27 protein-coding genes, 1 tRNA gene and 1 pseudogene are annotated in these 25,703 nt (G+C 62.1%); 17 read left to right on the top strand and 12 right to left on the bottom strand.

The annotated features are described in order from the left end of the window. The 7 genes from IE095_RS04495 to IE095_RS04465 form a co-directional block, all read left to right on the top strand. Positions 1 to 1,567, top strand: a 1,567-nt coding sequence (locus IE095_RS04495) for an acyl-CoA synthetase (RefSeq protein ID WP_229804498.1), incomplete at its 5' end; no start/stop codon positions are given. A gap of 58 nt (positions 1,568 to 1,625) precedes the next feature. After that, positions 1,626 to 2,258, top strand: coding sequence for a hypothetical protein (locus tag IE095_RS04490; protein WP_189410422.1), 633 nt, complete (start codon positions 1,626 to 1,628; stop codon positions 2,256 to 2,258). 183 nt (positions 2,259 to 2,441) lie between these two features. Then, positions 2,442 to 3,302, top strand: a complete 861-nt coding sequence (locus IE095_RS04485) for a 5-bromo-4-chloroindolyl phosphate hydrolysis family protein (RefSeq protein WP_189410421.1) — start codon at positions 2,442 to 2,444, stop codon at positions 3,300 to 3,302. A 46-nt stretch (positions 3,303 to 3,348) separates the two neighbouring features. Further along, on the top strand, positions 3,349 to 4,539 hold the full coding sequence (locus IE095_RS04480) for a toxic anion resistance protein (RefSeq protein ID WP_189410420.1): 1,191 nt from the start codon (positions 3,349 to 3,351) through the stop codon (positions 4,537 to 4,539). A gap of 8 nt (positions 4,540 to 4,547) precedes the next feature. Beyond that, positions 4,548 to 5,495 carry a DUF2927 domain-containing protein gene (locus tag IE095_RS04475; protein WP_229804496.1) on the top strand — a complete coding sequence of 316 codons (948 nt, stop codon included), beginning with the start codon at positions 4,548 to 4,550 and terminating at the stop codon, positions 5,493 to 5,495. A 25-nt stretch (positions 5,496 to 5,520) separates the two neighbouring features. Further along, on the top strand, positions 5,521 to 6,624 hold the full coding sequence (locus tag IE095_RS04470) for an SPFH domain-containing protein (protein ID WP_189410419.1): 1,104 nt from the start codon (positions 5,521 to 5,523) through the stop codon (positions 6,622 to 6,624). 1 nt (position 6,625) lies between these two features. Next, a complete protein-coding gene (locus tag IE095_RS04465) occupies positions 6,626 to 7,747 on the top strand; it encodes a TFIIB-type zinc ribbon-containing protein (protein WP_189410418.1) in 1,122 nt (373 codons plus the stop codon). Positions 7,748 to 7,803: 56 nt separating this feature from the next. Here IE095_RS04465 and IE095_RS18565 read toward each other — a convergent pair whose 3' ends face one another. The 3 genes from IE095_RS18565 to IE095_RS04455 form a co-directional block, all read right to left on the bottom strand. After that, positions 7,804 to 7,935, bottom strand: a complete 132-nt coding sequence (locus IE095_RS18565) for a hypothetical protein (RefSeq protein WP_268247709.1) — start codon at positions 7,933 to 7,935, stop codon at positions 7,804 to 7,806. Continuing rightward, on the bottom strand, positions 7,932 to 8,702 hold the full coding sequence (locus tag IE095_RS04460) for a hypothetical protein (protein WP_189410417.1): 771 nt from the start codon (positions 8,700 to 8,702) through the stop codon (positions 7,932 to 7,934). The genes IE095_RS18565 and IE095_RS04460 overlap by 4 nt, the downstream gene beginning before the upstream one ends. 129 nt (positions 8,703 to 8,831) lie before the next feature. Continuing rightward, positions 8,832 to 9,659: an alpha/beta fold hydrolase gene (locus IE095_RS04455; RefSeq protein ID WP_189410416.1), complete on the bottom strand. Its 828-nt coding sequence runs from the start codon at positions 9,657 to 9,659 to the stop codon at positions 8,832 to 8,834. A gap of 142 nt (positions 9,660 to 9,801) precedes the next feature. Between IE095_RS04455 and IE095_RS04450 the strand changes: the two genes are divergently transcribed. Further along, positions 9,802 to 11,589, top strand: coding sequence for an ABC transporter transmembrane domain-containing protein (locus tag IE095_RS04450; RefSeq protein WP_189410415.1), 1,788 nt, complete (start codon positions 9,802 to 9,804; stop codon positions 11,587 to 11,589). A 3-nt stretch (positions 11,590 to 11,592) separates the two neighbouring features. Here IE095_RS04450 and IE095_RS04445 read toward each other — a convergent pair whose 3' ends face one another. Further along, entirely contained in the window at positions 11,593 to 12,027 is a 435-nt protein-coding gene (locus IE095_RS04445) for a nucleoside deaminase (protein ID WP_229804527.1), read from the bottom strand. A 79-nt stretch (positions 12,028 to 12,106) separates the two neighbouring features. On the opposite strand from IE095_RS04445, the pseudogene IE095_RS04440 reads away from it, so the two are divergent. The 4 genes and pseudogenes from IE095_RS04440 to IE095_RS04425 all read left to right on the top strand — a co-directional run. Further along, positions 12,107 to 12,868: pseudogene (locus tag IE095_RS04440) on the top strand (pseudouridine synthase); the annotation flags it as partial. Between the two features lie 304 nt (positions 12,869 to 13,172). Then, positions 13,173 to 14,147 carry a threonine ammonia-lyase gene (locus IE095_RS04435; RefSeq protein WP_189410412.1) on the top strand — a complete coding sequence of 325 codons (975 nt, stop codon included), beginning with the start codon at positions 13,173 to 13,175 and terminating at the stop codon, positions 14,145 to 14,147. Next, entirely contained in the window at positions 14,147 to 14,935 is a 789-nt protein-coding gene (pcaD, locus tag IE095_RS04430) for a 3-oxoadipate enol-lactonase (RefSeq protein ID WP_189410411.1), read from the top strand. Before IE095_RS04435 ends, pcaD begins: the two co-directional genes overlap by 1 nt. Positions 14,936 to 15,038: 103 nt before the next feature. Continuing rightward, a complete protein-coding gene (locus IE095_RS04425) occupies positions 15,039 to 16,274 on the top strand; it encodes a mandelate racemase/muconate lactonizing enzyme family protein (protein ID WP_189410410.1) in 1,236 nt (411 codons plus the stop codon). On the opposite strand, the gene IE095_RS04420 is transcribed toward IE095_RS04425, so the two are convergent. The 3 genes from IE095_RS04420 to IE095_RS04410 all read right to left on the bottom strand — a co-directional run bounded on the left by IE095_RS04420 (position 16,275) and on the right by IE095_RS04410 (position 18,092). After that, a tRNA-Arg gene (locus tag IE095_RS04420) sits at positions 16,275 to 16,351 on the bottom strand. Positions 16,352 to 16,434: 83 nt separating this feature from the next. Then, a complete protein-coding gene (locus IE095_RS18560) occupies positions 16,435 to 17,517 on the bottom strand; it encodes a calcium-binding protein (protein ID WP_189410409.1) in 1,083 nt (360 codons plus the stop codon). 113 nt (positions 17,518 to 17,630) lie between these two features. Further along, positions 17,631 to 18,092: a GNAT family N-acetyltransferase gene (locus IE095_RS04410; protein WP_189410408.1), complete on the bottom strand. Its 462-nt coding sequence runs from the start codon at positions 18,090 to 18,092 to the stop codon at positions 17,631 to 17,633. 133 nt (positions 18,093 to 18,225) lie between these two features. On the opposite strand from IE095_RS04410, the gene IE095_RS04405 reads away from it, so the two are divergent. Continuing rightward, entirely contained in the window at positions 18,226 to 19,419 is a 1,194-nt protein-coding gene (locus tag IE095_RS04405) for a hypothetical protein (RefSeq protein WP_189410407.1), read from the top strand. On the opposite strand, the gene IE095_RS04400 is transcribed toward IE095_RS04405, so the two are convergent. Both IE095_RS04400 and IE095_RS04395 read right to left on the bottom strand, forming a co-directional pair. Beyond that, complete coding sequence (locus IE095_RS04400) at positions 19,420 to 19,737, bottom strand: DMT family transporter (protein ID WP_189410406.1); 318 nt, start codon at positions 19,735 to 19,737, stop codon at positions 19,420 to 19,422. It lies immediately after the preceding gene. Positions 19,738 to 19,843: 106 nt separating this feature from the next. Beyond that, a complete protein-coding gene (locus tag IE095_RS04395) occupies positions 19,844 to 20,155 on the bottom strand; it encodes an ETC complex I subunit (RefSeq protein ID WP_189410405.1) in 312 nt (103 codons plus the stop codon). A 319-nt stretch (positions 20,156 to 20,474) separates the two neighbouring features. Here IE095_RS04395 and uvrB point away from each other — a divergent pair, with 319 nt between their 5' ends. From uvrB to IE095_RS04380, 3 genes are read left to right on the top strand one after another with little or no spacing between them, the layout of a single operon-like run. Next, on the top strand, positions 20,475 to 22,655 hold the full coding sequence (uvrB, locus tag IE095_RS04390) for an excinuclease ABC subunit UvrB (protein WP_189410404.1): 2,181 nt from the start codon (positions 20,475 to 20,477) through the stop codon (positions 22,653 to 22,655). Between the two features lie 38 nt (positions 22,656 to 22,693). Continuing rightward, positions 22,694 to 22,915: a hypothetical protein gene (locus IE095_RS04385; protein ID WP_189410403.1), complete on the top strand. Its 222-nt coding sequence runs from the start codon at positions 22,694 to 22,696 to the stop codon at positions 22,913 to 22,915. Further along, on the top strand, positions 22,908 to 23,180 hold the full coding sequence (locus tag IE095_RS04380) for a type II toxin-antitoxin system RelE/ParE family toxin (RefSeq protein ID WP_268247708.1): 273 nt from the start codon (positions 22,908 to 22,910) through the stop codon (positions 23,178 to 23,180). The genes IE095_RS04385 and IE095_RS04380 overlap by 8 nt, the downstream gene beginning before the upstream one ends. A gap of 75 nt (positions 23,181 to 23,255) precedes the next feature. On the opposite strand, the gene IE095_RS04375 is transcribed toward IE095_RS04380, so the two are convergent. From IE095_RS04375 to IE095_RS04365, 3 genes are all read right to left on the bottom strand, one after another. Next, the gene (locus IE095_RS04375) at positions 23,256 to 23,510 is read right to left on the bottom strand and encodes a GlsB/YeaQ/YmgE family stress response membrane protein (RefSeq protein WP_189410401.1); all 255 of its coding nucleotides are present in this window, start codon (positions 23,508 to 23,510) and stop codon (positions 23,256 to 23,258) included. Positions 23,511 to 23,598: 88 nt separating this feature from the next. Then, positions 23,599 to 24,057, bottom strand: coding sequence for an Lrp/AsnC family transcriptional regulator (locus tag IE095_RS04370; protein WP_189410400.1), 459 nt, complete (start codon positions 24,055 to 24,057; stop codon positions 23,599 to 23,601). Further along, positions 24,054 to 24,512: an Lrp/AsnC family transcriptional regulator gene (locus IE095_RS04365; RefSeq protein ID WP_189410399.1), complete on the bottom strand. Its 459-nt coding sequence runs from the start codon at positions 24,510 to 24,512 to the stop codon at positions 24,054 to 24,056. The genes IE095_RS04370 and IE095_RS04365 overlap by 4 nt, the downstream gene beginning before the upstream one ends. Before the next feature lie 124 nt (positions 24,513 to 24,636). Between IE095_RS04365 and ilvC the strand changes: the two genes are divergently transcribed. Then, positions 24,637 to 25,659, top strand: coding sequence for a ketol-acid reductoisomerase (ilvC, locus tag IE095_RS04360; protein WP_189410398.1), 1,023 nt, complete (start codon positions 24,637 to 24,639; stop codon positions 25,657 to 25,659). The last annotated feature ends 44 nt before the right edge of the window (positions 25,660 to 25,703 follow it).

Below are 25,703 nucleotides of genomic sequence, written 5' to 3'. Positions count from 1 at the left end.
CGACCATATGGCGGGTATTTTGCGCGAGACGAAGGCCAGGGTGGTCGTGACGTTGCGGGCCTTTCCCAAAACGGATGTGCCGCAACGGGTGGCGCAGGCCATCGCTATGGCCCCCGATGTGCGCCATGTGATTGAGGTGGATCTGGCCGCCCATCTGCCCTTGGCCAAGCGGCTGCTGGTGGGTTTTGCACGGCCGAAGAACCCTGTGGCGCATCCGGCGAAGGTGTTGAATTTTCGCAAAGCCCTGCGGGCGCAGCCCACAAGGCTGAGTTTTGAGGCCCCCGACGAGGACCGTGTTTCCGCCTATTTCCACACGGGTGGCACAACGGGCTTGCCCAAGGTGGCACAGCATCGGTCAGGGGGGATGATCTACAACGGCTGGATCGGGCATGAACTTTTGTTCCGCGAAACCGATGTTGTGCTTTGCCCCTTGCCGATGTTCCACGTGCTGGCCTGCTATCCCGTGCTGATGTCGATGATCGCCAGCGGGGCGCATGTCGTCTTTCCGACCCCGGCGGGATACCGGGGCGAGGGGGTTTTTGACAATTTCTGGAAGCTGATCGAACGCTATAAGGCGAGCTATGTCATCACGGTGCCGACCGCCCTTTCAGCCCTGATGCAGCGCAAGGTGGATGCCGATATCGGGTCACTGCGGGGGGCCTTCTCAGGGTCAGCGCCCTTGGCACCGGAACTTTACAACCGTTTCAAGGCGGCGACGGGGGTTCAGGTGATCGAGGGCTATGGGCTGACCGAGGCGACTTGTCTGGTGGCCTGCAATCCGCCGGATGGGGAGAAGAAGATCGGCAGCGTTGGCCTGCCCTTTCCCTATACGGATGTGCGAATCCTGCATCTGGACGGGGCTGGGGAGGTTCTGCGGGAATGCGGCGTGGATGAGGTGGGGGAAATCTGCGTCGCCAATCCGGGGATCGCACCGGGGGCGGTTTACACGGAAACTGCCAAGAATGCAGCGCTGTTCGTCGAAGGGCGCTTTATGCGCACCGGCGATCTGGGGCGGATCGACCCGGATGGCTATTTGTTCATCACGGGGCGGGCGAAAGACCTGATCATCCGGGGGGGCCATAACATTGACCCTGCTACCATCGAAGAGGCGCTGATGGCGCATCCCGCTGTGGCGATGGTGGGGGCAATTGGGCAACCCGATGCCCATGCGGGCGAAGTGCCCTGCGCCTATGTGGAACTGGTGCAAGGGGCAGAGGCGACGGTCGCGGAACTGGCGGAATACGCCGGGAACCATATCGCCGAGCAGGCCGCCATTCCGAAGTACATCGAAATCGTCGGAGAAATGCCGAAAACGGCTGTCGGCAAGGTGTTCAAACCCGACCTTCGGAAACGGGCCATCACACGGGTTTTTGACAAGGCTTTGGCCACGGCAGCACTTGAGGTGCGGGTCGCCACGGTGGTCGAGGACAAGAAGCGCGGTTTGGTCGCGCATCTTCTGCCGGCCAGCGGCATTGGTGACGATCATATCCGCGACATTTTGGGCGGATTCCCCGTGCCTTGGCAATGGGCGGGCCCGTTTGAACAAGAGGAACACGGGATACGTTAACACTTGCGGGAATCGACCAAGGGGGCAAAAATGCCCCCAATGATCTGGTGAGGTTCCCATGTTTATTGCAGCACGCCTTTTTTCAACAATCCTGTACCTTTCGGCGCTGGCGTTGCCGGCTTGGGCCCAACAGTCCGAGGTGGTTTTTTCCAGCAAGGCGTGGCAGGTCGAAATCGTGGCCTTTGATGATGGGACCTTTGGCTGCGTCGCGCATGTGACGAAAAAGCAGGGCAGTTTCTCGATCTGGATTTTTCAGGACGATACGGCGCGCCTGCAATTCTTTTCCGACGAATGGAATTTTGACGGCGGCTATGCGAATTATGAGGTGCAGATCGACAAGCGGGCGGCTTGGACATTAACCAATGCCGAGCAATATCAGCAGTCTATTCTGTTCAATCTGCCAAACAGCGACGACGGCGGACGTTTCGTGGGTGAGGTGGCAGCGGGCAATACCATCGTGCTGCGGGGGGGCAAGGGCAAAAAAATCCGGCAATTTTCCTTGGCCGGGTCGCGTGCCTCGATGGGGGCTTTGGGGGAATGTGGCGACACGATCATCCAAGATGCGCGGTCAGGGGGTGGTGGTGGCCAGATGGACAATGGCGGCGCGGCGCAAGGGGGACAACAGGGGGGCGGGCAGGCTGGCGTTGGCGGGCAGCCCCCTGGCGGAAATCGGGTGAACCCGTTCCAGTAGCTTTGGGAAGGCTGCGCAGGAATTCCCCCCAATCCGTCATTGGCAGGACGTGTGTCTATGCCTATAGTTTCGTTGACCGAAACACGCGGTGGGTAAGACAATGAACGGCCAACGACTTGCGCCCTTGACCTTTTTCCTGCTGTTCGGCGTGATCATCTATATTGCAACCTATGGTGCAACCTGATGGCGCAGCGTTTTGGCGGCAAATTCAGCCCTTCAGGCACAGTGGAACGTGACCATGCAGGTCCGGTGGTGGGCAGCGCGCCACGCAAAGGGCCATTGCGGCTTTATGTGCTGACCCCCCTGCCCTTTGCCGTCCGCGCCTTTACCAGCCCGCCGGGCGGTTTGATTCTGGGTCTGGCCGGGGCGGCGGTGCTGGCGCTGGCCGTCTGGCTGACGTTGGAAGGGCAAAAGGCGCAGGCCGCTTATGACGAACGTCGGGTCAGCCGCAGGCCCGCTATACCGCGCAAGATGATGGCCTCGGCACTGACTGGACTGGGCATCTTGCTGGGATCCCAGATGGCTGGGATTGGGTTGATCCCTGCGCTGGGCCTGACCTTCGCGGCGACCTTGTTGCATACGGTCACCTTTGGCCCCGACCCCTTGCGTGACAAAGGGATGGAGGGGGTCGACACGTTCCAGACCGACCGCGTCGCGCGTGCGGTGGATGAGGCTGAGGCCTATCTTGTGGCGATGAAGGATGCCGGTCTGCGGGCGAACGACCGCACGATCGAGGCCAGGATCGAGAAATTTGCAGGCATCGCACGGCAGTTGTTTCGCGGGATTGAGGGCGATCCGGGCGATCTGTCCGCCGCACGAAAGTATCTGACCGTCTATCTGATGGGCGCACGGGATGCGACGGTGAAATTCGTCGATCTTTATGCGCGAACCCGCGACGCGGGAACGCGGGCGGAGTATGAGGCGTTGTTGACGGACCTGGAAACGAACTTTGCGGACCGGACCAAGGCGCTTTTGTCGGATAACCGCAGTGATCTGGACGTCGAAATCAGCGTGTTGCGGGAACGGCTGCAACGCGAAGGCTGAAACAGGGCCGCCAAACAGGGCTGTGGCCCGGAACAGGGGATAGAAGATGACCGAAGACATTCGTCAAAAGGCCGCACAGACCTTGGCCGAGGTGGAAAAGGTGACGGCGGTGATCCTGCCCGAGCCGGGCACGGCGATCGTGCCGCTGGCCGAAGCCAAGGGCGACCATGCCGCCGAAATCACCAAGCGTATGGGTGAGCTGGACATGGGCAACACCCAGTCGATCATCAGCTTTGGGTCGCGCGCCCAAGCCGAATTGCAGGTGATCAGCCAGGAAATGCTGGCAGGGGTCAAGAACAAGGACGTGGGGCCCGCGGGCGACAGCCTGCGCGGCATCGTCACTACCCTGCGCGGCTTTACCGTCAGCGAGCTGGACGTGCGGCGGGAACGCTCCTGGTGGGAAAAGCTCTTAGGCCGGGGTGCCCCCTTTGCCAAATTCGTGGCGCGGTTCGAAGAAGTTCAAGGCCAGATCGACAAGATCACCAATGAACTTCTGGGGCACGAACATACGCTGCTGAAAGACATCAAGTCTTTGGACGTGCTGTATGAAAAGACCCTCTCCTTCTATGACGAACTGGCGCTGTATATTGCGGCGGGCGAGGCCAAGCTCGCCGAACTCGACGCGACCGACATCCCCGCGAAAGAGGCCTATGTCAAAGCTCAGCCCGAGGATAAGCAGGTGATGGCGGCGCAAGAATTGCGCGATCTGCGTTCCGCCCGCGATGATCTGGAACGCCGGGTGCATGATCTGAAACTGACGCGTCAGGTGACGATGCAATCGCTGCCCTCGATCCGCTTGGTGCAGGAAAACGACAAGTCGCTGGTGACCAAGATCAATTCGACTTTGGTGAACACCGTGCCGCTGTGGGAAACCCAGTTGGCGCAGGCGGTGACGATCCAGCGCTCGCGTGAGGCGGCAGAAGCCATCCGTGGGGCGAATGACCTGACGAATGAGCTGCTGACGCGGAATGCCGAAAACCTGCAAGAAACGAACCGCGTGGTGCGCACCGAAATGGAACGCGGCGTGTTCGATATCGAAGCAGTGCAAAAGGCCAATGCCACGCTGATTGCGACGATCAACGAAAGCCTGGCGATTGCCGATGAGGGCAAGGCCAAACGGGCCGCGGCCGAGGTGGAATTGCAGAAGATGGAAACGGAACTGCGTGACACGCTGGCCGCCGCCAAGGCCAAGGGCACCGGCACGGGTTACAACGCGGGCACGGCGGTCGGGGGCTGACCGGCATCGTGAAAGACCTTTGGAAATTGCGCCTTCGGCCCCATGGGTCAGCCCTTGCCGGGCTGGCCCTTCTGGCGCTTGCGGCTTGTGAAAAACCCGCCGTCGAAACCCCGCCCCCCGTGGCACAGGCCCCCGTGCCCGTGCAGGGTTCGGCGGAAAGTCAGGCGGTGCGGGCCTATCTGACCAAAGTCCAGTCGGGGCTGCTGGCGCAGGGTATGTTGCGGACCGATGACGGGTCAAAGGACACGTTCTTTGACGCCCGCATCTTGGGCGAGAATTTCGTCAAGATCGCGCTGTTTGACGAATACACGCGCACTGATACGGGTTTCGTATCCAAGGAATCCCCCACCCGCCTGCGCCGGTGGGAGGTGCCGATCCGCGTTGGCCTGAATTTCGGCAAGTCAATTCCCCCTGCCCGGCAGGCGACAGATCGCGCACGGATCGCCTCCTATCTGGCACGGCTGCAAAGGGTGACGGGCCATCCCATCGGCCTGACCGATCAGGGCGCGAATTTCCAGATCTTCATCGTGGATGAGGATGAACGCAAGGCGCTGGGCCCTGTGGTGCGGCAGAACCTGCCCGGCATTTCCGATGCCGAACTGACCGGGCTGACCAACCTGCCCCGGCAGAATTATTGCGTGGTTTATGGCTTTTCCGACAACCAGCGGAATGCCACAACGCGGGCGGTGGCGGTACTGCGGGCGGAAAATCCGGACCTTCTGCAAATGCTGTGTATCCATGAGGAAATCGCCCAAGGGCTGGGCCTGGCCAATGACAGCCCCCGCGCCCGGCCCTCGATCTTTAACGACGATCAGGAATTCGCCTTGCTGACGCGGCAGGATGAATTGCTGCTTAAGATGCTTTACGACCCACGCCTGCGGCCGGGGATGAGCATCGAACAGGCAAGGCCGATTGTTGAAACTCTTGCCAAGGAATTGCTGGGCGGCGAAAGCTGATCACAGCCTATCGAAAGGACAAACCATGATCTTCGATTTCCTCAAAGGCCAGTTCATTGACGTCATCCATTGGGTGGATGATACCCGCGACACCATGGTCTGGCGGTTTGATCGTCAGGGGCATGAAATCAAATACGGTGCCAAGCTGACGGTGCGTGAGGGGCAGGCGGCGGTTTTCGTGCATGAAGGACAGATGGCCGATGTCTTCGGCCCCGGCATGTATATGTTGGAAACCAACAACATGCCGATCATGACCAGCCTTCAGCACTGGGACCACGGCTTTCAGTCGCCCTTTAAGTCCGAGATTTATTTCATCAACACAACCCGTTTCAACGACCAGAAATGGGGCACCAAGAACCCGATCATGGCGCGAGATCCCGAATTTGGGCCGGTCCGTCTGCGGGCCTTTGGGTCTTATTCGATGCGGGTCAGCGATCCGGCAGTTTTCATGCGGGAAATCGTGGGGACCGATGGGGAATTCACGGCGGATGAGATTTCTTTCCAGATCCGCAACGTGATCGTGCAGGAAGTCAGCCAGATTCTGGCGAAATCGGGGATTCCTGTGCTGGATATGGCGGCGAACACCGCCGATCTGGGCAAGCTGATCACTACGGCGATCGGCCCCAAGGTGGCGGAATACGGCCTGACCCTGCCGGAATTCTACATCGAAAATATCAGCCTCCCGGAAGAAGTGGAAAAGGTGCTGGACAAGCGCACCTCGGTCGGCATCGCGGGTGATCTGAACAAATACATGCAGTTCAACGCCGCCGAAGGCATGGCCCAACCGAACTCTGCCGCCGGTGCGGCGATGGGGGCAGGCATGGGGGCCGGGATGGGTATGGCCCTAGGTCAACAAATGGCCGGCCCTTGGGGTGCTAGCCCCGCCGCCGCGCCGCCGCCACCACCCTCGCCCGATACGGTCTGGCATATCGCCGAGGGCGGGGCCACGAAAGGCCCGTTTTCAACCGCGTCGATGGGCCGGATGGTGCAGGATGGCAGTCTCACGCGCGACACGATGGTCTGGACCGCTGGGCAGGACGGATGGATGCGGGCCGAGGATGTGACCGCCATCGCCCGGCTGTTCACCGTGCAACCCCCGCCCCCTCCGCCGCCGGTGCCGGGGAACTGAATTGAGCGTCACCGAAGAACACCGCTGGCCCTGCGCGCAGTGCGGGGCCGATCTGCGCTACAATCCGGGGGCCACTGAACTGGTCTGCGACCATTGCGGCCATGTCCAGCAGGTCGCCCCCAGCGAAACGCGGGCCAAGCGGGATGCCTTGGGCGAGATCCCCTTGGCGCGCGGCCTGAAGGCTGACCGCGAGGGGGGGGAGATTTCCGAAACCCATCGCAGCACCTCTTGCCCGTCTTGCGGGGCGGTGGTGGAGCTTCAGGGCGCGAGCCATGCCACCGAATGCCCGTTCTGTGCGACGCCGGTGGTGGTCGACACCGGCCAGATCCGCCGGATCAAACCGCAGGCGGTGGTGCCCTTCAAGATCAGCCATGATGAGGCCCACCGGGCGCTGACCGGCTGGCTGGGCAGCCTTTGGTTTGCCCCGAACACGTTGCTGGAATTTGTCCGCAAGGGGCGCAGGATGGCGGGGATCTACGTGCCCTTCTGGACCTTCGATGCCGACACCCGCAGTTCTTATTCCGGGCAGCGGGGGGATTATTATTACGAAACCGAATGGGTGACGGTGACCGTCAATGGGAAATCCGAACGCCGCCAGCAGCAGGTTCGGAAAACGCGGTGGAGTCCTGTTTCGGGCCGCGTTGCGCGGGGGTTTGATGATGTGCTGATCATGGCCTCGACCAGCCTGCCCCAGCGGTTGGGGAATGATCTGACGCCGTGGAATCTGTCGGAGCTTGCCCCCTACAATCCCGACTTTCTGGCCGGGTTTCAGGCCGAGGGCTACACCGTCAGTCTGGAGGCGGGGCATGGGGCCGCACGGGATCGGATGGCGCAGGTGATCGCCGGGGATGTTCGGCGGGATATTGGTGGGGATGAGCAGCGGATCGGGAAGATTGACACCGATTTCTCGGACGAAACCTTCAAACATGTCCTGCTGCCGGTCTGGACGGCGGCCTATAAATACAGCGGGAAAAGCTATCGTTTTCTTGTGAACGGGCAGACGGGCGAGGTTCAGGGAGAGCGGCCCTGGTCGGTCTGGAAGATCGCTTTCGCGGTGCTTGGGGCCGCAATTTTGGCCGTGGGGGCGGCCTATTTGTATGATCCGAGTTTGTTTGACGGGTGATTTCACGCGTGAAATCTCGGGTAAGGGCTTGAGATAGAATGGGAATTTTTGGCGTGTTAGGGTTTGGTTAACCGTAAGGAGTGCGTTTGTGGATGGGGGATGGTGCGTGCAAGCACGGCACCACGATCACGATTATAGGCGTCCATTGAAAGAATTGCGAGGAAAAGGCCTTTCTCGGTGATGGTCATTGTGCTGATCCTTCAATGAAAACATTTTTATACATGCGTGCTGCAAGCGATTGAAAATAGGGATTTTCCATTGTGTTATCCTTTGCGAGTTCTTCTTTGTGTCTCTTTGCCCATTTTAAGAAGAAATCTGTACCCAACACCCCCTCAACCCTTCCCTCTGTCACCGCAGCATCCGTCACCTCCAACTTCGCTGCTTTCAGCCTCACCCCCGCCCCGAACACCGCCGCCAAATCCGCCGGGTCCACCCGGCGCACCGTCTCAGGCTTGGTGATGTCATCAAAGGTCACCAGCATAGGCCAAGCCTCGGGCGGCAACTCAAGGGGCTGGTCTTTCGGATAGGCCAGAATGTCATCGACGCCTTCCGCTGACCGGGCATGATGGCCCTTGGGCACGGCGATGACATAGCCTGCGTTCAGGCCGGGTTCGCCCTGCCAGCCGTTGTCGCCTTTCAACAGGGCAAAAAGCCAGCGGCCGGGGGTGACCTCTAGCGCCAGTGCCTCACCCGTCACGCGAATGCTGGTTTGGCCCGCATCGCTGCCCGAGGTGATGGACTTATAGAGCCCGCGTGTGCCCTCCCAATCAACTCGTTGCACAACGCGGCCCGAGACCTCGCCGCCGGGCGTTTCAATCACGATGGTCACGCGCTGGTTCCAGTGCTCGCGATCCGTCCCTGTCGCGACAACCGCAAAAAGCCCCGTCATCAGAACAAGCGGAAAGAGGATGGGCAGAGAGACAAGGATGAGGAGACCAATAACCCACTTTTTCATCGAAGCGCCCCTTTCTTCGGGTTTTAGCATGACGTGAAGTGGGGCGGGCGTCACGAGGGGTTTTCCGCACCTGTGGGCGGTGGGGTTTGGTGGGGTTGGGCTTGGGGGAGAGTCGGGCCGAGGCCCGACCTACCGGGGGCTGATTTTTCTCAGCCATGCGGCGATCACCGTCAAACTTTCCGCTTCATCCAGAAAGGGGATATGCGCGCGGCCCGGCACATTGGCAAAGAGCATATCCGGGCGGCGGCGTTGCATTTCGGTGGCCGTGTCCATCGACAAAAGGTCGGAATTTGCGCCGCGGATCAGGGCCAAAGGCAGGCCCGCGCAGGCGTCGAACAGGGGCCAGAGGTCGGGCAGGGGGCCTTGCATGGCCGCGAGGAAAGCCTCTTTCAGCGCGGGGTCATAGGTGATCTGCAAGCCGCGGTCGGTTTGGCGGTAGTGTTTCTGGGCCTCCTGCCTCCACCGGGTTTCGGGGACGCCGTCAAACCCCGGATTGAAGCCGGGCATGGCGGCGGCCAAGGCGGCATGGGTTTTGGCGGCGGGGTTGCGGCCGAGATAGTCGAAGATGCGGGTCAGGCCCGCGCGTTCGATGACCGGCCCCACATCGTTCAGGCCAAGGCCCAGCAGGCGGTCATGGGCGACCGCCGCCAGATACATACCGATCAGCCCACCGCGCGAGGTGCCCAAGATGGCAAAGCGGGTTATGCCCAGATGGTCCATCAAGGCCAAGGCATCGGCCCCTTCTTGCGGGACGTTGTAGGTGGCGGGGCCGGTCCATTGGCTGTCGCCCCGGCCCCGGCAATCCATGCGGATCAGGCGAAGGGGGGGCAGATGGGGCATAAGGTATTCAAAATCGGCCATGGTGCGGGTGAGGCCCGGCAGGCACAGAAGGGGGAGGCCTTGGCCTTGGTCGTCATAGGCGAGTGTGGTGCCATCGGGGGCGGTGAAATGCGGCATCGGTTCATCCCTTGATCCATGTCACAGTGGCATGTCGGGGCGGGGCGATAAAGGTGGGGAATCCCAGCCACCTTGCCCAAAGGCAGCGGGCCGCTTAAACCCCTGCCAACCCCCTAAAGCCCAAGCCTAGGAAGGAAAACCGATGAGCCCACTGCCCGATCCGCAGGCCGCAGACCGCCCGAAGGGGCGCAAGGTGGGGGCTTTGGCGGGGCTGTGGCCCTTTGTGCTGCCGCATCGGGCGATGGTTTGGCTGGCCTTGGGGGCGCTGACGCTGACGGCGGGTCTGTCGCTGATCCTGCCTTTGGCGGTGCGGCGGGTGATTGATGGGTTCAATGCGGAAACGCATCTGCTGGACCAGTATTTCGTGGCGGCCTTGGTGGTGGCGCTGCTTTTGGCGCTGGGCACGGGGGCGCGCTATTACCTTGTGACGCGGCTGGGCGAGCGGATCATTGCGGACATTCGCAAGGCGGTGTTCGACCGGGTGTTGGGGATGAGCCCGGCGTTCTTTGAAAAGGTGCTGACGGGGGAGGTTCTGTCACGGATCACGACGGATACGACGCTGATCCTGTCGGTGATCGGGTCGTCGGTGTCGGTGGCCTTGCGGAATGTGCTGATGCTGGTGGGGGGGCTGGTGTTTCTGGCGCTGACCTCGGCGAAAATGACGGGTTTGGTGCTGTTGATCGTGCCGGCGGTGGTTTTGCCGATCATCTTTCTGGGGCGAAAGGTGCGGGGGCTGGGGCGGGAAAACCAGGATCTGATCGCGGCGGGTTCGGGGAATGCGTCGGAGGTGTTGGGGGCGGTGCAGACCGTGCAGGCCTATACGCATGAGAACCGGTCGCGGGCGGCGTTCGGGAGGCTGATCGAGGAGAGTTTTGAATCAGCGCGGCGGCGGATCGGGGCGCGGGCGGTGCTGACGGTGATCGTGATCTTTCTGGTGTTTGCAGGGGTTGTGGGGGTGCTGTGGATCGGGGCGCGGGATGTGCGGGCCGGGACGATGACGGTGGGGGAACTGGTTCAGTTCGTGATCTATGCGGTGATGGTGGCGGGGTCGGTGGGGGCCTTGTCGGAAATCTGGGGGGAATTGCAGCGGGCAGCGGGGGCGACAGAGCGTTTGGTGGAACTGCTGACGATGGAGGATTCGGTTTTGGACCCTGCGGTGCCGGTGGTGCTGGCGCGGCCGGTGCGGGGGGAGATCCGGTTTGAAGGGGTGGAGTTCGCCTATCCGGCGCGGCCAGGGGTGTCGGCGCTGAAGGGGGTGGATCTGGTGGTTGCACCGGGGGAAACGGTGGCGCTGGTGGGGCCTTCGGGGGCGGGGAAGACGACGGTGTTGCAGTTGTTGCAGCGGTTTTATGATCCGCAGGGGGGGCGGGTGACGCTGGACGGGGTGGATCTGCGGGATCTGGGGCGGTCGGATTTCCGGGAGGCGATGGCGCTGGTGCCGCAGGATGCGGTGATCTTTGCGGCGAGTGCGCGGGAGAACATCCGGTTCGGGCGGCCGGGGGCGAGCGATGCAGAAGTTGAGGCGGCGGCGAAGGCTGCGGCGGCGGATGGGTTCTTGCGGGCCTTGCCGGAGGGGTATGAGACCTATGTGGGGGAGCGTGGGGTGATGCTGTCAGGGGGGCAGCGGCAGCGGATTGCGATTGCGCGGGCGATCTTGCGGGATGCGCCGGTGTTGCTTTTGGACGAGGCGACGAGTGCCTTGGACGCGGAAAGCGAGCGGGCGGTGCAGGGGGCGGTGGAGCGGCTTGCGAAGGGGCGGACGACCTTGGTGGTGGCGCACCGTTTGGCGACGGTAAAGCGGGCAGACCGGATCGTGGTGTTCGAGGGGGGGCGGATCGTGGCTCAGGGGACGCATGAGGCGCTGGTGGCCGAAGGCGGGCTTTATGCGCGGCTGGCGCGGTTGCAGTTTACGGATGGGGCTGCCGTGTAAGGCTCAGTAGCGGCGTTCGGCGAAGAAGGCTTTGAGCAATTGGGCGGATTGGGTTTCGCCCAAGCCATCATAGACCTCGGGGACATGGTGGCATTGGGGGTGGGCATAGAGGCGGGGGCCCTGCCCCAGCCCGCCGGATTTGGGATCGGCGGCGCCATAGTAAAGCCGTCCGATGCGGGCAAAGGAAATGGCGGCGGCGCACATGGGGCAAGGCTCCAAGGTGACGTAAAGATCGTGGCCGGTAAGCCTTTCGCGGCCCAGGGCGGCGCAGGCGGCGCGGATGGCCAGAAGCTCGGCATGGGCGGTGGGATCGGAGAGTTCGCGGGTGCGGTTGCCGGTTTGGGCGACAATGCGGCCCTCGGGCGAAACGATCACCGCGCCGACCGGCACCTCGCCCCGCTGGGCGGCGGCGCGGGCCTGATCAAGGGCCAGATCCATATAGCTGCGAAAGCCTGTCACCCTGCGTTGCCCTTTGCTGGCCCTTGGCCTATCTTGGCCCACCCAAAGGATGACGCCCATGGCCGAAAAAGCAAAGACCCCATCGACAGCAGCGGCGGCATCAACGCCCGAAGGCGAGCGTATCGCCAAGGTCATGTCGCGCGCCGGGGTCGCCTCGCGCCGGGAGGCGGAGCGGCTGATCGAGTTGGGTGAGGTCACCGTCAATGGTAAGGTCATCACCAGCCCGGCGCTGAATGTCACCGCCCGCGACCGGATCACGGTTTCCGGCCAGCCTTTGGCCGCCGCCGAACCGGCGCGGTTGTGGCTGTATTACAAGCCTGAGGGGCTGGTCACCTCGGCCGCCGATGAAAAGGGCCGCCAGACCGTCTTTGAAACCCTGCCCGAGGATATGCCGCGTGTCATGTCGGTGGGACGGCTCGATCTGAATTCCGAAGGGCTGCTGCTGCTGACAAATGACGGCGAGTTGAAGCGCAAGTTGGAACTGCCCTCGACCGGGTGGCTGCGGAAATACCGGGTGCGGGTCAAGGGCAACCCGATGGACACGGATCTGGAGCCGCTGCGCAAAGGCATCACGGTGGAGGGTGAGACGTTTCAGCCGATGGCTGTGACGGTGGACAAGCATCAGGGTGCCAATGCCTGGCTGACGGTGGGTCTGCGCGAGGGCAAGAACCGCGAGATCCGGCGGGCGATGAATGCCATTGGCCTGATCGTGAACCGGCTGATCCGGGTGAGTTACGGCCCCTTCCGTCTGGGCGAGATGGTGCCCGGGCAGGTGGAGGAAGTGCGGCCCAAGGTGCTGCGCGATCAGTTGGGGTTGGACGAATTGCCGCAGCCCGCGCCGCCCGCCAAAACCGGGCGCAGCGTGCCGCGCGGCACGCCGGGTTCCAAACCCGCGCCGCGTGGCCCAGCCAAGGCCGAAGGCGGCAAGCCGGGACCGCGCCCAGCCGCAAAGGCCGAGGGTGGCAAAGCCGAAGGGGGAAGGCCCGCGCCGCGTGGCGGGGCCAAGCCGGATGCCGCCCGTGGCCCGGCCAAACCCCGCCGTCCGACACGCTGAACGGCTTTTCCCTGTCTTGACCGGCGGTTGATCTTTGGCCCATCTGGCCCAAGGAACGAAAGGACATGCCATGACCGACATCGCCACCATCGAGGCCGCTGCTTTTCGTCTGGCGGGCCATGCGCGGCGGACGCCGCTTTTATCCTCGCCCGTGCTGGACGCTTTGGCGGGGCGGCAGGTGCTGATCAAGGCGGAGTGTCTGCAACACACCGGATCGTTCAAGTTTCGCGGCGGCTGGTCGGCGGTCAGCGGGATAGATGCCGAGGCGCGGGAACGGGGCGTCATCGCCTTTTCCAGCGGCAACCATGCGCAGGGCATGGCGGCGGCCGCCAAGGCGCATGGCTGCCCCTGTGTGATCCTGATGCCCAGTGACGCGCCGCCAGTCAAAATCGCGCGGACACGGGCCTTGGGGGCCGAGGTGATCCTGTATGACCGGGTCAAGGATGATCGGCAGGCGATGGGCGATGCCTTGGCCGCGGAACGGGGGCTGACGCTGGTGCCGCCCTTTGATCACCCTTTGGTTATTGCGGGGCAAGCCAGCATCGGTTTGGAACTGGCGGAACAGGCGGCGCATCTGGGGCTGTTGCGGGCCGATGTGCTGTTGCCCTGCTCGGGTGGCGGGCTGGCGGCGGGGGTGGCCTTGGCCGCCGAAAGCCGCGCGCCGGGGTTGCGGGTGCGCCCGGTAGAGCCAGAGGGCTTTGACGATATGGCCCGCAGTTTGGCCAGCGGTGCGCCTTGCCGCAATGCCCGGCTGACCGGATCGGTCTGTGACGCGATCCTGTCGCCCGAGCCGGGAAAGCTGACGCTGCCGGTGTTGCAGCGGCTGGCGGGGCCGGGCCTGAGCGTGACGGATGATCAGGCGTTGGAAGCAATGGCACTGGCCTTTCGGCATTTGCGGATCGTGGTGGAACCGGGCGGGGCGGTGGCCTTGGCGGCGGCGCTGTTCCGGGCGGAAGAGATTGAGGGCGATACGGTGATCGCGATTGCGAGCGGTGGGAATGTGGACGAAGACCTGTTCATTGCGACGCTGCAAAGGTTTGCCTGATGCCGCATCTGTTCCTGCCTGATCTGCGGCTGCACTATCACGACGACGGGCCAAAAGACGGCCCAGCGCTGGTTCTGCTGCATTGTCTGGGGCTGGATGGGACCATCTGGGACGAAGTGCTGCCGTTACTGCCAAAGGGCCTGCGGCTGATCCGGCCGGATATGCGGGGGCATGGGGGTTCGGATATGCCGCCGCCGCCCTATGCGATGGGGGCGCTGATCCGGGATGTGGAGCGGCTGCTGGATCATCTGGGGCTGCGTGAGGCGGTGGTTCTGGGCCTGTCGATCGGGGGGCTTGTGGCGCAGGGTCTGGCGGTAAAGCGGCTGGATCTGGTGCGGGGTTTGATCCTGTCGAACACGGCGCATCGGTTGGGGGCGCCTTCGCTGTGGGAAGGGCGGATTGCGGCGGTGGAACAGGGCGGGCTGGCGGCGATTGCAGAGTCCACGATGGAGCGCTGGTTTTCGCGGCCCTTCCGGGCGGAGATGCGGCACAAGCCGTGGCAGGATCGGCTGTTGGCGGGTTCGGTCGAGGGTTGGCTGGGGGCGGCCCAGGCGATTGCGCATACGGATTTTTACGACACGACCAGCGGGCTGCGCTTGCCGACGATGGTGATTGCGGCGTCAGAGGATGGATCGACACCGCCCGATCTGGTGCGGGATCTGGCGGATCTGATCCCCGGATCGCGGTTTCATCTGATGCGGCGGGCGGGTCATTTGCCCTTTGTGGAACAGCCTGCGGGCTATGCGGCGCTGATCGACGCCTTTCTGACGGATATTGGGCATATCTGAAACCGGCAGGAATCTGTCGCTGGGGGACGCGCGCAGGGCCGGATGCTTTCGGCATCTTGGCACGCAAGGGGCATAGGCCCTGCTTTGACCAAGGAGCGGCCGGATGCGCCTGAAGGATCTGGAAATCTTTGTGGTGGCCCCCCCTGCCCCCGGCTGGGGCGGACGGTACTGGATCTTTCCCAAGCTGACGACGGACAATGGGATTGTGGGCTATGGCGAATGCTATGCCTCGACCGTGGGGCCGAAGGCGATGCAGGCGGTGATCGAGGATGTGTTCGAGCGGCATATGCTGGGGCAGTCGCCGGAAGACATCGAGCTGATGTTCCGGCGGGCCTATTCGGCGGGGTTCACGCAAAGGCCGGATCCGACGGTGATGGGGGCGTTCAGCGGGCTGGAGATCGCCTGCTGGGACATTCTGGGTAAGGCGCGGGGGCGGCCGGTTTGGGCTTTGCTGGGCGGGCGGATGAATGAAAGGGTGCGGTCCTATACCTATCTTTACCCCGAGGCGGGGCAGGAAAGTGCGGAATTCTGGGTGAACCCGGATCTGGCGGCCAAGGCGGCGCTGCGCTTTGTGGATCAGGGGTTTACGGCGGTGAAGTTTGATCCGGCGGGGCCTTACACGATCCGGGGAGGGCACCAGCCGGCGATGTCGGACATCAGCCGGTCGGCGGCCTTCTGCAAGGCGATCCGCGAGGCGGTGGGGGATCGGGCGGATCTGTTGTTCGGGACACATGGGCAGTTCACGACGGGGGGGGCGATCCGGCTGGGGCAGGCTTTGGAGCCCTATGCGCCGCTGTGGTATGAAGAGCCGATCCCGCCGGACAATCTGCTGGAATTCGCGGCGGTGGCGGGACAGGTGCGGATTCCGCTGGCGACGGGGGAAAGGCTGACGACAAAGGCCGAGTTCGGCACGCTTTTGCGGGCGGGGGGGGTGAAGATCCTGCAACCGGCGCTGGGGCGTGTGGGGGGGATTTGGGAGGCGAAGAAGATCAGCGCGATGGCAGAGGTGTTCAACGCAGAAATGGCGCCACATCTGTATGCGGGGCCGGTGGAATGGGCGGCGAACATTCATCTGGCGGCGTCGATCCCGAACCTTTTGATTGCCGAGACGATTGAAACGGGGGGGGCCTTTCACCAGCGGCTGATCAAGCATTCGATCCGCTGGGAGGAGGGCTATATCCACCCGCCGGAAAGCCCCGGTCTGGGGATTGATTTCGACGAAGAGGTGGCGCGGGCGCATCCCTATACGGGCGACCGGCTGCATCTGGATATGCAGGAAGCGCCCTGCGACTATGCGCGGCCGAACCGGTTTGAAGGGGGCGCGCCAAGAAAGGAATAATGGCGGGCCCAGAAGGAATCGAACCCTCAACCTCGGACTTAGAAGGTCCTTGCTCTATCCAGTTGAGCTATGGGCCCCGCACGGGGTCTGTTTTGCGGGAAGTGGGGCGAAGGGGCAAGGGGTTTCCTTGCCCTTTGTCCTGATCTGAGGGCCCCGCGTCTCAGGCGATGCCGAAGAGGTCGAAGTCGCCGGGGCGGAGTTCGGTGCCGGGATTGAGTTGGGCGAAAAGGATCTTGTTCTGACCGCCCACGCCATCGAGATCGGCATAAAGCTTGCCGGTGGCGCGGTGATAGATCAGGCGGTCATTGGCATCCTGCGCCGTCGTGCCGAGGCGGAAGGCGGTGGCCAGGCTGCTGCCAATATTGAAGTCGGTGATCGAGAGGCGGATCTTGTCCTGACCCGACACGAAATCCGTGATCTGATCGGTTTTCAGGCTGCTGACCGTGCCAGAGAATTTGAAGAAATCGGCCCCGGCCCCGCCCGTCAGCCGGTCAAAACCTGTCTCCCCCTCCAGCAAGTCTTGGCCGGCACCACCGCGCAGAACGTCGCTGCCCGCACCGCCGCGCAGGGCATCGGCCCCGGTTGATCCGGTGACGCTGTCATGGCCGCTACCGCCGGTGAAGGTGAAGGATTCAAAATTCTTGTAGTGGACCTGCCCAAGCCGCCCGCCTGCGGCCCCGGCCGCAAGCACCAGCGACCAATCGCGGGTCGATGAGGCCGCGTTGAATTCAAACCTGTCAGCGCCGGTGCCGCCGTCGCAGGTGTCGGCCCCATCGGCCAGCCCGAGATTGAGCGCGATCAAGTCGCGCCCTGCCCCACCGAAGACGACATCATTGCCACGCTCGCCCACCAGTTCATCATTGTCATCGCCGCCATAGAGCAGATCATTCCCGTGACGACCCAGAATGAAATCCTTGCCATCGCCGCCATAGATCGTGTCACGGCCATCATCCAAACCCAGCAAGTCCGAGCCGCCAGCCAGCCAATCGGCCCCGTTGCCGCCAAAGAGACTGTCGCCGCCCTGCCCGCCAAAGACGGTGTCGCGCCCCTCACCGCCGTAAAGCGTGTCGGTGCCCCCGCCGCCAGAGACGAGGTCGGCCCCGTTTTCGCCTTGTAAACGATCATCATCGCCTGCGGGGCCCTCGTCGCCGGGGGCGTTGCCCTCGGCCCAGCCAAAAATTTCGTCCCCTGCCGCTGTTCCAACCAGCGTTTGCGAGGAATTTGTCCCGTAAATGATTGCCATAATCCGCTCCTGTCCAAAAAGATGCGGGCAGGATGCGCTTTCCGAGGGGAAAGTCAATTTCTAATACGGAAACAATATCTTGGTGTGGCGGATGATCGTGAAGCGGCAGGCCGTCACGCGATGGTCTTGGTCATGTAGACGCTGTTCGGGTCCAGCGTATAGCCTTCGAACGGGTCGCATTCGGTGAAACCGGCGCGGGCATAAAGGCCACGGGCCGGGGCGAACATGTCTTGGCTGCCGGTTTCAAGGCTGAGGCGTTTAAAGCCTTGGGCCGCGGCTTGGGCCAAAAGATGATCAAGCATCCGGCGGGAAAGCCCCTGCCCGCGGCGTTCGATCAGGACATGCATGGATTTGATTTCGGCGTGATGGGTGTCGATGCGTTTGAAAGCGCCCATGCCCACCGGCTCGGCCCCGTCGCGCATGACATAGAACCAGATGCCCGGCACGGCCAATTGGCTGGCATCCATCATATGGATGCTTTCCGGGGGGGTGTCGGCATGCATGTCGGCGGTGTGGCGGGACATCAGCAGGGTCAGATCGGCCCCAAGCGGGCTTTCAAGCGCAATGGTCAGCATTTTCAACCTCTTTCCCGCGTTGGTGCCATGCGGCAAAGGACGCGGCAAGGGCGATTTCCTGCCCAATGGTCTACAGCATTGTTGCCAATCGATGGGGCAATCGGCCAGATGGGGCCATTGCAAAGAGGTTTCCATGAAACGTTTGATCGCCGCCATTTGTTTGCTGGCCAGCCCTGCCTTTGCCGAGGATCGGCAGCATGGCAATGTGATCTTTGCCGTGCCGCCGGGTTGGGCGATGGGGTCGGTGAGCGATGGGGCGCTGACCCTGCGCAACACGGTGGATGATGGGCCCTGCGAATATTGCACCTTTCGGATCACCGAAGGTCTGGCGTCCAAGGCGCGGCTGGACACTTTCCTGTTTTCGGAACGGTTCCGCTTTGTCGAGGCCGAGGATCGGGCCGGGCTGGAGGTGCTGATCGAGCCGGAGATGACGCAGGAAAACGGGCACGAAATGGCCATGATGGGCCAAAAGGCGGATAGCCGTCTGCAAATTCTGGTGGCGATCCGACTGGAGGATCGGCTGGAATTGGTGGTGTTTGAAGGGCCGGCCTATGATGCGGAAGATGTGGAAAAGACGTTGACGACCTTTCAGAACGATGGGGCGGCGCTGCTGGGGGCCTTGCGCTTTGTGTCGGAAGGGGCGGCCCCTTTGATGCCTGCGCCCAAGGCGGGGGATCTGACGGGGCTTTATTGGGGGACGCGGACCGGCTGGACGATGCAGCTGGACGGGATGATGCGGATGGAGATTTACCATCGGCATCTGGTGTTTTGGGAAAACGGTTTGTTCTATGACGGTGCGCCGTTCGAGGGGGTGACAAATCCGCCGGAGGCGGGGGCCTTGCTGGGCCGGGGGGATATGGATTTCGGCAGCTATGCGGTGTCGGGTTCGACAGTGACGCTGCATTTTGCGGATGGGGCGGTGGAAAGCCTGACGCTGGATGGCGAAACGCTGACGGGCGGCGATGAGGTGATGCATCCTGTGACGCCCTTGGCGGATGGGGCGCGGCTGGACGGGATGATTTCGCATTTCTTCTATACCGGCTTTTCGCCGGGAAGCGGGTTGGCGGGGGGCATGTCGAGCAGTTCCAACACCTATTTCGCGCCGGATGGGCGTTATTCAGGGGAAAGTTTTCAGGGCGCAAGTGCGAGTTTCGACACGGGCGGGGGCTTTACCTCGGCGGCGAACAAGGGGGATTCGGGGCATTATGAGATCAGGGACGGGCTTTTGTTTCTGAAGCCATTGGATGGGGCCGCGCGGGGCCCCCGATTGGTCTTTCAATCGGGGGATGAGATTCTGATCGGGGATCAATTTCTAGAGAAACAGTGATCAGGCCGTGGTGATTTTCATCAGAATCAGACCGCCGATGATCATGCCTGCGGCGAGCAGGCGGAGGGGGGTGAGGGCTTCGCCGAACATCAGGATGCCCAGCACAAAGGCCCCAACAGCACCGATGCCGGTCCAGATGACATAGGCGGTGCCGAGGGGCAGGCTGCGCATGGCCAGCGAAAGCAGGAAGAAACTGCCCGCCATGGTGATCAGCATGAGGATGGTGGGGAGGGGGCGGGTGAAGCCGTGCGATTGTTTCATCGCGGTGGCCCAGACGATTTCGAGAAGTCCGGCGAACAGAAGATAGAGCCAAGGCATGGGACGCTTCCTAAAAGCGCCAGGCCGTCCTGGTCATGATACCCGATGGGGGAGGTCGTCCTCTGCGGCCGATATAAGACCGCCCTGCCCCTCGGGCAAGGCTTGGTTAGTGGGTCCAAGCGCCTTTGCGCCCGGTGGCAAAATTTTCGCCATAGCCGCCAGCGCGGATGTTCGGCTTGCGGGCATGGGGCTGCACCACTTCGGCGTCGATGCCGTTTTCCTGGGCATAGGCCATTGCCGCCTCGGCCGTGTCAAAGCGCAGTTTGACTTGGGTGTTGGTGTCGCGGGTCGAGGTCCAGCCCATCAGGGGGTCAATCTCCCGCGCGGAGCCTTGCAGATATTCCAGAACCCAGCCCTTGGTCTTGGCAGTGCCCGACTGCATGGCGGTTTTCGCTGGCTGATAGATTCTGGCGCGCATGGCAAATATCCCGGTTCGGCTTGCCCCCTTCTGCCCAAGGACGGCCCATAGATCAAGGGGTTTGGGAAAAGGCTGTCGGCGGGCCCTGGGGAGTGTGGATGGGGTGTGTGTGGGGCCCGCCGACAGCTTCAGTTTGCTGCTTGCCCCACCACCATGGCGCAAGTCTTACCGCAATACAACCGAAAGATGCATTTGCCAAAGTAAATTTTCCGCAAGGTGAATCATTATCGTTATCGGTAGGTTAACACTTCATCACGCTTGCCCTCTTGAACAAGAACAAAAACAGACCATTCTAGGCATCTGCGCGCAGGAGAGTTCGATGCCCCATAACAATGTGAATGCCCTGACCGAACGCCCCGATGTGCTGACGCGGCCCAAGCTGGAGGGGGGGCGGCGCTTTGTGCTGAACACGCCGTTCCAACCCGCGGGCGACCAGCCGACCGCGATTGCGGAATTGGCGGGCGGCGTTCTGGCGGGGGAGCGGGATCAGGTTCTGCTGGGGGCGACGGGCACGGGCAAGACTTTCACGATGGCGAAGATCATCGAGGAAACGCAGCGCCCGGCGATCATTCTGGCCCCGAACAAGACGCTGGCCGCGCAATTGTATGGGGAATTCAAAGGCTTCTTCCCCGAGAATGCCGTCGAATATTTCGTGTCCTACTACGATTACTATCAGCCCGAGGCCTATGTGGCGCGGTCGGACACCTATATCGAGAAGGAATCCCAGATCAACGAACAGATCGACCGGATGCGCCATTCGGCGACACGGGCGCTGCTGGAGCGGGATGATGTGATCATCGTGGCGTCGGTGTCCTGCATCTATGGCATCGGTTCGGTCGAGACCTATTCGGCGATGACGCAGGATATGATCGTGGGGGCGGCCTATGATCAGCGCAAGGTGATGGCGGAACTGGTGTCGCAGCAATACCGGCGGAACGATCAGGCCTTTGCGCGGGGATCGTTCCGGGTGCGGGGCGATTCGGTGGAGGTTTGGCCAGCGCACCTTGAAGACCGGGCTTGGCGGTTTTCGTTCTTTGGCGAGGAGTTGGAGGCGATTGTCGAGTTTGATCCGCTGACGGGGGCCAAGACGGACAATTTCAAACAGGTGCGGATCTATGCGAACAGCCATTATGTGACGCCGCGCCCGACGATGCAGCAGGCGACCAAGGGGATCAAAGCTGAGCTGCAACAGCGGCTGGATCAGTTGGTGGGCGAGGGCAAACTGCTGGAGGCACAGCGGCTGGAGCAGCGGACCAATTTCGATCTGGAGATGCTGGAGGCGACAGGGGTCTGCAACGGGATCGAGAACTATTCGCGCTATCTGACGGGGCGGGCACCAGGGGAACCGCCGCCGACGCTGTTCGAGTTCATCCCGGACAATGCGATTGTCTTTGCCGACGAAAGCCATGTCAGCGTGCCGCAGATCGGGGGGATGTATAAGGGCGACTATCGGCGCAAATTCACGCTGGCGGAACATGGGTTCCGGTTGCCGTCCTGCATGGACAACCGGCCTTTGAAGTTCGAGGAATGGGATGCGATGCGGCCACAGTCGATTTTCGTGTCGGCAACGCCAGCAGCCTGGGAGATGGAACAGGCGGGTGGGGTTTTCGCGGAACAGGTGATCCGCCCGACGGGTTTGCTGGACCCGGTGGTGGAAATCCGGCCGGTGGAAATGCAGGTGGATGACCTGCTGGATGAAATCCGCAAGGTGGCCTTGCAGGGCTTGCGGGTGCTGGTGACGGTGCTGACGAAACGGATGGCCGAGGATCTGACGGAATATTTCCACGAACAGGGCATCCGCATCCGTTACATGCACAGCGACATTGATACGCTGGAACGCATTGAAATCCTGCGCGATTTGCGGCTGGGGGCCTTTGACGTGCTGGTGGGGATCAACCTGCTGCGCGAGGGTCTGGATATTCCGGAATGCGGGCTGGTGGCCATTCTGGATGCGGATAAGGAAGGGTTCCTGCGGTCGGAAACGTCTTTGATCCAGACCATCGGGCGGGCGGCGCGGAATGCGGATGGCCGGGTGATCATGTATGCCGACCGGATCACGGGCAGCATGGAACGGGCCTTGGCCGAAACCAACCGGCGGCGGGAAAAGCAGCAGGCCTATAATCTGGCGCATGGGATCACACCGCAGACGGTGAAGAAGAACGTGGAAGACGTGCTGGCGGGCCTGTGGCAGGGCGACACCGATCAGGCGCGGGTGACGACCAAAGTCGACAAGGCGATGGTCGGATCGAACCTTGCGGCGCATCTGGACGCGCTGCGGGCGCAGATGCGGAAGGCGGCGGAGAACCTGGAATTCGAAGAGGCAGCCCGTCTGCGGGATGAGGTGAAGCGGCTGGAGGCGGTGGAACTGGCGGTGGCGGATGACCCCTTGGCACGGCAGTCGGTGATCGAGGAAGCGGCGGAAGAGGCGGTGAAAGGGTCCGGGCGTTCGACAGCAGGGCGGGCTGGGCAAAGGGGCGGGAATAAAAGGCGGTGGAAGTGATGTCTTTCAATCGCACGCCAATCTGCTAAGAATTTCGTATGAACATTCGCCTTCAATCCCTGTTGAACGAAGCCGAAAGCCGCCTTGCGCAGGCGGAACAGGATCGTTTGGCTGAGTTGGTGGAAACCTTTTTGGCGACCACCGGTGCTGAGGCGGATTTTACGCCTGCGGAACTGGCTTACCTGCGGACCTTGGACGCCGAACCTTTTGAGCCGGCGTCAGAGGATCAGGTCGCCGCAGTCTTTGGTCGTCGTGCCTGATATCGGCTATTCAAGCCGGGCTTTGGCCAGCATGGACAGTTTTTCAAGCTATTTCCGCGCACGCAATCCGGAGGTCGCTGAGGCACTGCTGTCGGAAATTGAATCGCTTTGCATTTTGCTTTTGGATTTTCCCGAGTTGGGGCGGAAAATTCCAGGAACGAGCCTGCGCTATGCGGTGACGCGAAAATATCGCTATCGGGTCGTCTATCGCATGGACAATTTACAGCTGTCTGTCGTCGATATTCTGCACCCTAAAGCGCGATAGTATCCGCCCGCAAAGTAGGGCGGGGTTCACCCCGCCGCACCGTTTATTGATGTCGGTGTCGGGCCGAGGCCCGGCCTACGCGCGGCGGATCAGCCGCAACAGGAACAGCAGGATCACCGCACCCAAGGTGGCGAAGAGGATGGAGTCGATGATGCCACCTCCCAAGGTCAGGCCTGCGCGGGGCAGCAAAAGACCGGCGATGAACGCGCCCACGATCCCCACCACGATATTGCCGATCAGGCCAAAGCCATAACCCGACACGATTTGCCCGGCCAGCCAACCGGCAATGGCCCCGATCAGCAGAAAGATGATCAGACTTTCGATACCCATTCTTCTCTCCCTCGTTGGCGCGGGTTGGTCCCGCGCGGTTGCCTGTCGTCAACGCAAGATAGCAGAATGCGTTCCACTTGCGGGAAAATTAACCCAAGGGGCCGAGGCGACGTTCTTCGGTCAGCAGAACATTCGCCTCTACCTGCCCCATCCCCGGTAGCGTCATGATCCGCCGCCGCAGAACGCGTTCAAAGTCGGCGATGTCGCGGGCCACGACCCGCAGGCGGTAATCGAACAGGCCCAGCACATGCTGGACCACCTGAACCTCGGGAATGGCGGACACGGCGCGTTCAAAATCCTCCAGCCCCACGCGGCCCTTGGCGGCGAGTTTCACCCCCAGAAAGACGGTCACCCCAAAACCCAGCGCGGCGCGGTCCACCTCCACCCGCAGGCCGCGGAGGATCCCCGCCTCTTCCAGCCGTTTGATCCGCCGCCATGTCGCAGGCTGGCTTAGGCCAAAGCGCCGCCCCAAAGCCCCGGCGGATTGGGTGCCGTCCATCGCCAAGGCGCGCAGCAGGGCGCGGTCGGTGTCATCAAGGTCGATCACAGCGGCAGACCCCCTTCGTCTTTCAGGGTCGCAATCAGCATCAGGGATTCGATGTCGGCGATATGCGGAAGGGGCAAAATCCGGTCGCGGTAGATTTCCTGATAATGGCCCAAGTCCCGCGCAATCACATTCAGGCGCACATCGACCCGGCCCAGAAAGGTTTCGATGTTGATCACCTCGGGCACGTCCCTTGCCGCGCCGATGAATTCGTCAAAGGCGCGGGGGTTGGTCTTGTCGAGGGTGAAGCGCAGCGAAACCTCCACCGCATAGCCCAAGGCGCGCCAGTCGATCCGCGCCGGGCGGGCCTTGATCAGGCCTTCGCTTTCCAGCCGTTCGATGCGCCGCCAAGCGGTGGCGGTGGCGACCCCTGCCCTTTCGGCAAGGTCGGGCATCGACAGGCCGGGATCGGCGAGAAGCTGGCGCAGGATGCGACGGTCGGTGTCGTCAATAGGCATGAATTTTTCACTTGTACCATTTTGGCGCATGATCGTTTAACATATCTGAAAAAATCTTCAAACACCGCACGAAAAGACGCCCAAAACCCCCTATGCTGCGCTCAGCAAACCAAAGGAGCGTGACATGCGCGTTTATTACGATCGCGATTGCGATGTGAACCTGATCAAGGACAAAAAGGTCGCCATTCTGGGCTATGGCAGCCAAGGCCACGCCCATGCGCTGAACCTGCGCGATTCGGGCGCGAAGAACCTTGTCGTCGCGCTGCGCGAAGGTTCGCCCTCGGCCAAGAAAGCCGAAGGCGAAGGGCTGAAGGTGATGGGCATTGCCGAAGCGGCGGCCTGGTGCGACGTGATCATGTTCACCATGCCCGACGAATTGCAGGCCGACACTTATAAGAAATACGTGCATGACAACCTGCGGGAAGGTTCGGCGATTGCCTTTGCGCATGGTCTGAACGTGCATTTCGGCCTGATCGAGCCGAAGCCAGGCGTGGACGTCATCATGATGGCGCCGAAAGGCCCGGGCCATACGGTGCGCGGCGAATACACCAAAGGCGGTGGCGTGCCCTGCCTTGTGGCGGTGCACAATGATGCAACGGGCAAGGCCATGGAAATCGGCCTGTCCTATTGCAGCGCCATTGGCGGCGGGCGTTCGGGGATCATCGAAACGAACTTCCGTCAGGAATGCGAAACCGACCTGTTCGGCGAACAGGCCGTGCTGTGCGGCGGTCTGGTGGAACTGATCCGCATGGGCTTTGAAACGCTGGTCGAAGCAGGCTATGAGCCTGAAATGGCCTATTTCGAATGCCTGCATGAAGTGAAACTGATCGTGGACCTGATCTATGAAGGCGGGATTGCCAACATGGATTACTCGATCAGCAACACTGCGGAATATGGCCAGTATGTTTCCGGCCCGCGGATCCTGCCCTATGACGAAACGAAAGCACGGATGAAGGCGGTTCTGTCGGACATCCAGTCGGGCAAATTCGTGCGCGACTTCATGCTGGAAAACTCGGTCGGTCAGCCGACGCTGAAAGCCTCGCGTCGGTCGAACGACGAACACCAGATCGAGTTGGTGGGCAAAAAGCTGCGCGACATGATGCCTTGGATTTCCAAGGGCAAAATGGTCGACCGCGCGCGGAACTGATCATGATGGGCCAATAGCCCATCCTACGGTTGGGGGGCGGCCTT

The organism is Neogemmobacter tilapiae (genome assembly GCF_014652215.1).
Taxonomy (GTDB): domain Bacteria; phylum Pseudomonadota; class Alphaproteobacteria; order Rhodobacterales; family Rhodobacteraceae; genus Neogemmobacter; species Neogemmobacter tilapiae.
The sequence above is the reverse complement of the archived record's forward strand: the minus strand, read 5'-3'. Positions and strand labels throughout refer to the sequence as shown.

What these genes read in the sequence shown, in the direction of transcription:
- IE095_RS04490 (WP_189410422.1), top strand. Translation starts at nt 1,626, where the DNA reads ATGTTTATTGCAGCACGCCTTTTTTCAACAATCCTGTACCTTTCGGCG.
- IE095_RS04485 (WP_189410421.1), top strand. Translation starts at nt 2,442, where the DNA reads ATGGCGCAGCGTTTTGGCGGCAAATTCAGCCCTTCAGGCACAGTGGAA.
- IE095_RS04480 (WP_189410420.1), top strand. Translation starts at nt 3,349, where the DNA reads ATGACCGAAGACATTCGTCAAAAGGCCGCACAGACCTTGGCCGAGGTG.
- IE095_RS04470 (WP_189410419.1), top strand. Translation starts at nt 5,521, where the DNA reads ATGATCTTCGATTTCCTCAAAGGCCAGTTCATTGACGTCATCCATTGG.
- IE095_RS18565 (WP_268247709.1), bottom strand. Translation starts at nt 7,935, where the DNA reads ATGACCATCACCGAGAAAGGCCTTTTCCTCGCAATTCTTTCAATGGAC.
- IE095_RS04460 (WP_189410417.1), bottom strand. Translation starts at nt 8,702, where the DNA reads ATGAAAAAGTGGGTTATTGGTCTCCTCATCCTTGTCTCTCTGCCCATC.
- IE095_RS04455 (WP_189410416.1), bottom strand. Translation starts at nt 9,659, where the DNA reads ATGCCGCATTTCACCGCCCCCGATGGCACCACACTCGCCTATGACGAC.
- IE095_RS04450 (WP_189410415.1), top strand. Translation starts at nt 9,802, where the DNA reads ATGAGCCCACTGCCCGATCCGCAGGCCGCAGACCGCCCGAAGGGGCGC.
- IE095_RS04445 (WP_229804527.1), bottom strand. Translation starts at nt 12,027, where the DNA reads ATGGATCTGGCCCTTGATCAGGCCCGCGCCGCCGCCCAGCGGGGCGAG.
- IE095_RS04435 (WP_189410412.1), top strand. Translation starts at nt 13,173, where the DNA reads ATGACCGACATCGCCACCATCGAGGCCGCTGCTTTTCGTCTGGCGGGC.
- pcaD (WP_189410411.1), top strand. Translation starts at nt 14,147, where the DNA reads ATGCCGCATCTGTTCCTGCCTGATCTGCGGCTGCACTATCACGACGAC.
- IE095_RS04425 (WP_189410410.1), top strand. Translation starts at nt 15,039, where the DNA reads ATGCGCCTGAAGGATCTGGAAATCTTTGTGGTGGCCCCCCCTGCCCCC.
- IE095_RS18560 (WP_189410409.1), bottom strand. Translation starts at nt 17,517, where the DNA reads ATGGCAATCATTTACGGGACAAATTCCTCGCAAACGCTGGTTGGAACA.
- IE095_RS04410 (WP_189410408.1), bottom strand. Translation starts at nt 18,092, where the DNA reads ATGCTGACCATTGCGCTTGAAAGCCCGCTTGGGGCCGATCTGACCCTG.
- IE095_RS04405 (WP_189410407.1), top strand. Translation starts at nt 18,226, where the DNA reads ATGAAACGTTTGATCGCCGCCATTTGTTTGCTGGCCAGCCCTGCCTTT.
- IE095_RS04400 (WP_189410406.1), bottom strand. Translation starts at nt 19,737, where the DNA reads ATGCCTTGGCTCTATCTTCTGTTCGCCGGACTTCTCGAAATCGTCTGG.
- IE095_RS04395 (WP_189410405.1), bottom strand. Translation starts at nt 20,155, where the DNA reads ATGCGCGCCAGAATCTATCAGCCAGCGAAAACCGCCATGCAGTCGGGC.
- uvrB (WP_189410404.1), top strand. Translation starts at nt 20,475, where the DNA reads ATGCCCCATAACAATGTGAATGCCCTGACCGAACGCCCCGATGTGCTG.
- IE095_RS04385 (WP_189410403.1), top strand. Translation starts at nt 22,694, where the DNA reads ATGAACATTCGCCTTCAATCCCTGTTGAACGAAGCCGAAAGCCGCCTT.
- IE095_RS04375 (WP_189410401.1), bottom strand. Translation starts at nt 23,510, where the DNA reads ATGGGTATCGAAAGTCTGATCATCTTTCTGCTGATCGGGGCCATTGCC.
- IE095_RS04365 (WP_189410399.1), bottom strand. Translation starts at nt 24,512, where the DNA reads ATGCCTATTGACGACACCGACCGTCGCATCCTGCGCCAGCTTCTCGCC.
- ilvC (WP_189410398.1), top strand. Translation starts at nt 24,637, where the DNA reads ATGCGCGTTTATTACGATCGCGATTGCGATGTGAACCTGATCAAGGAC.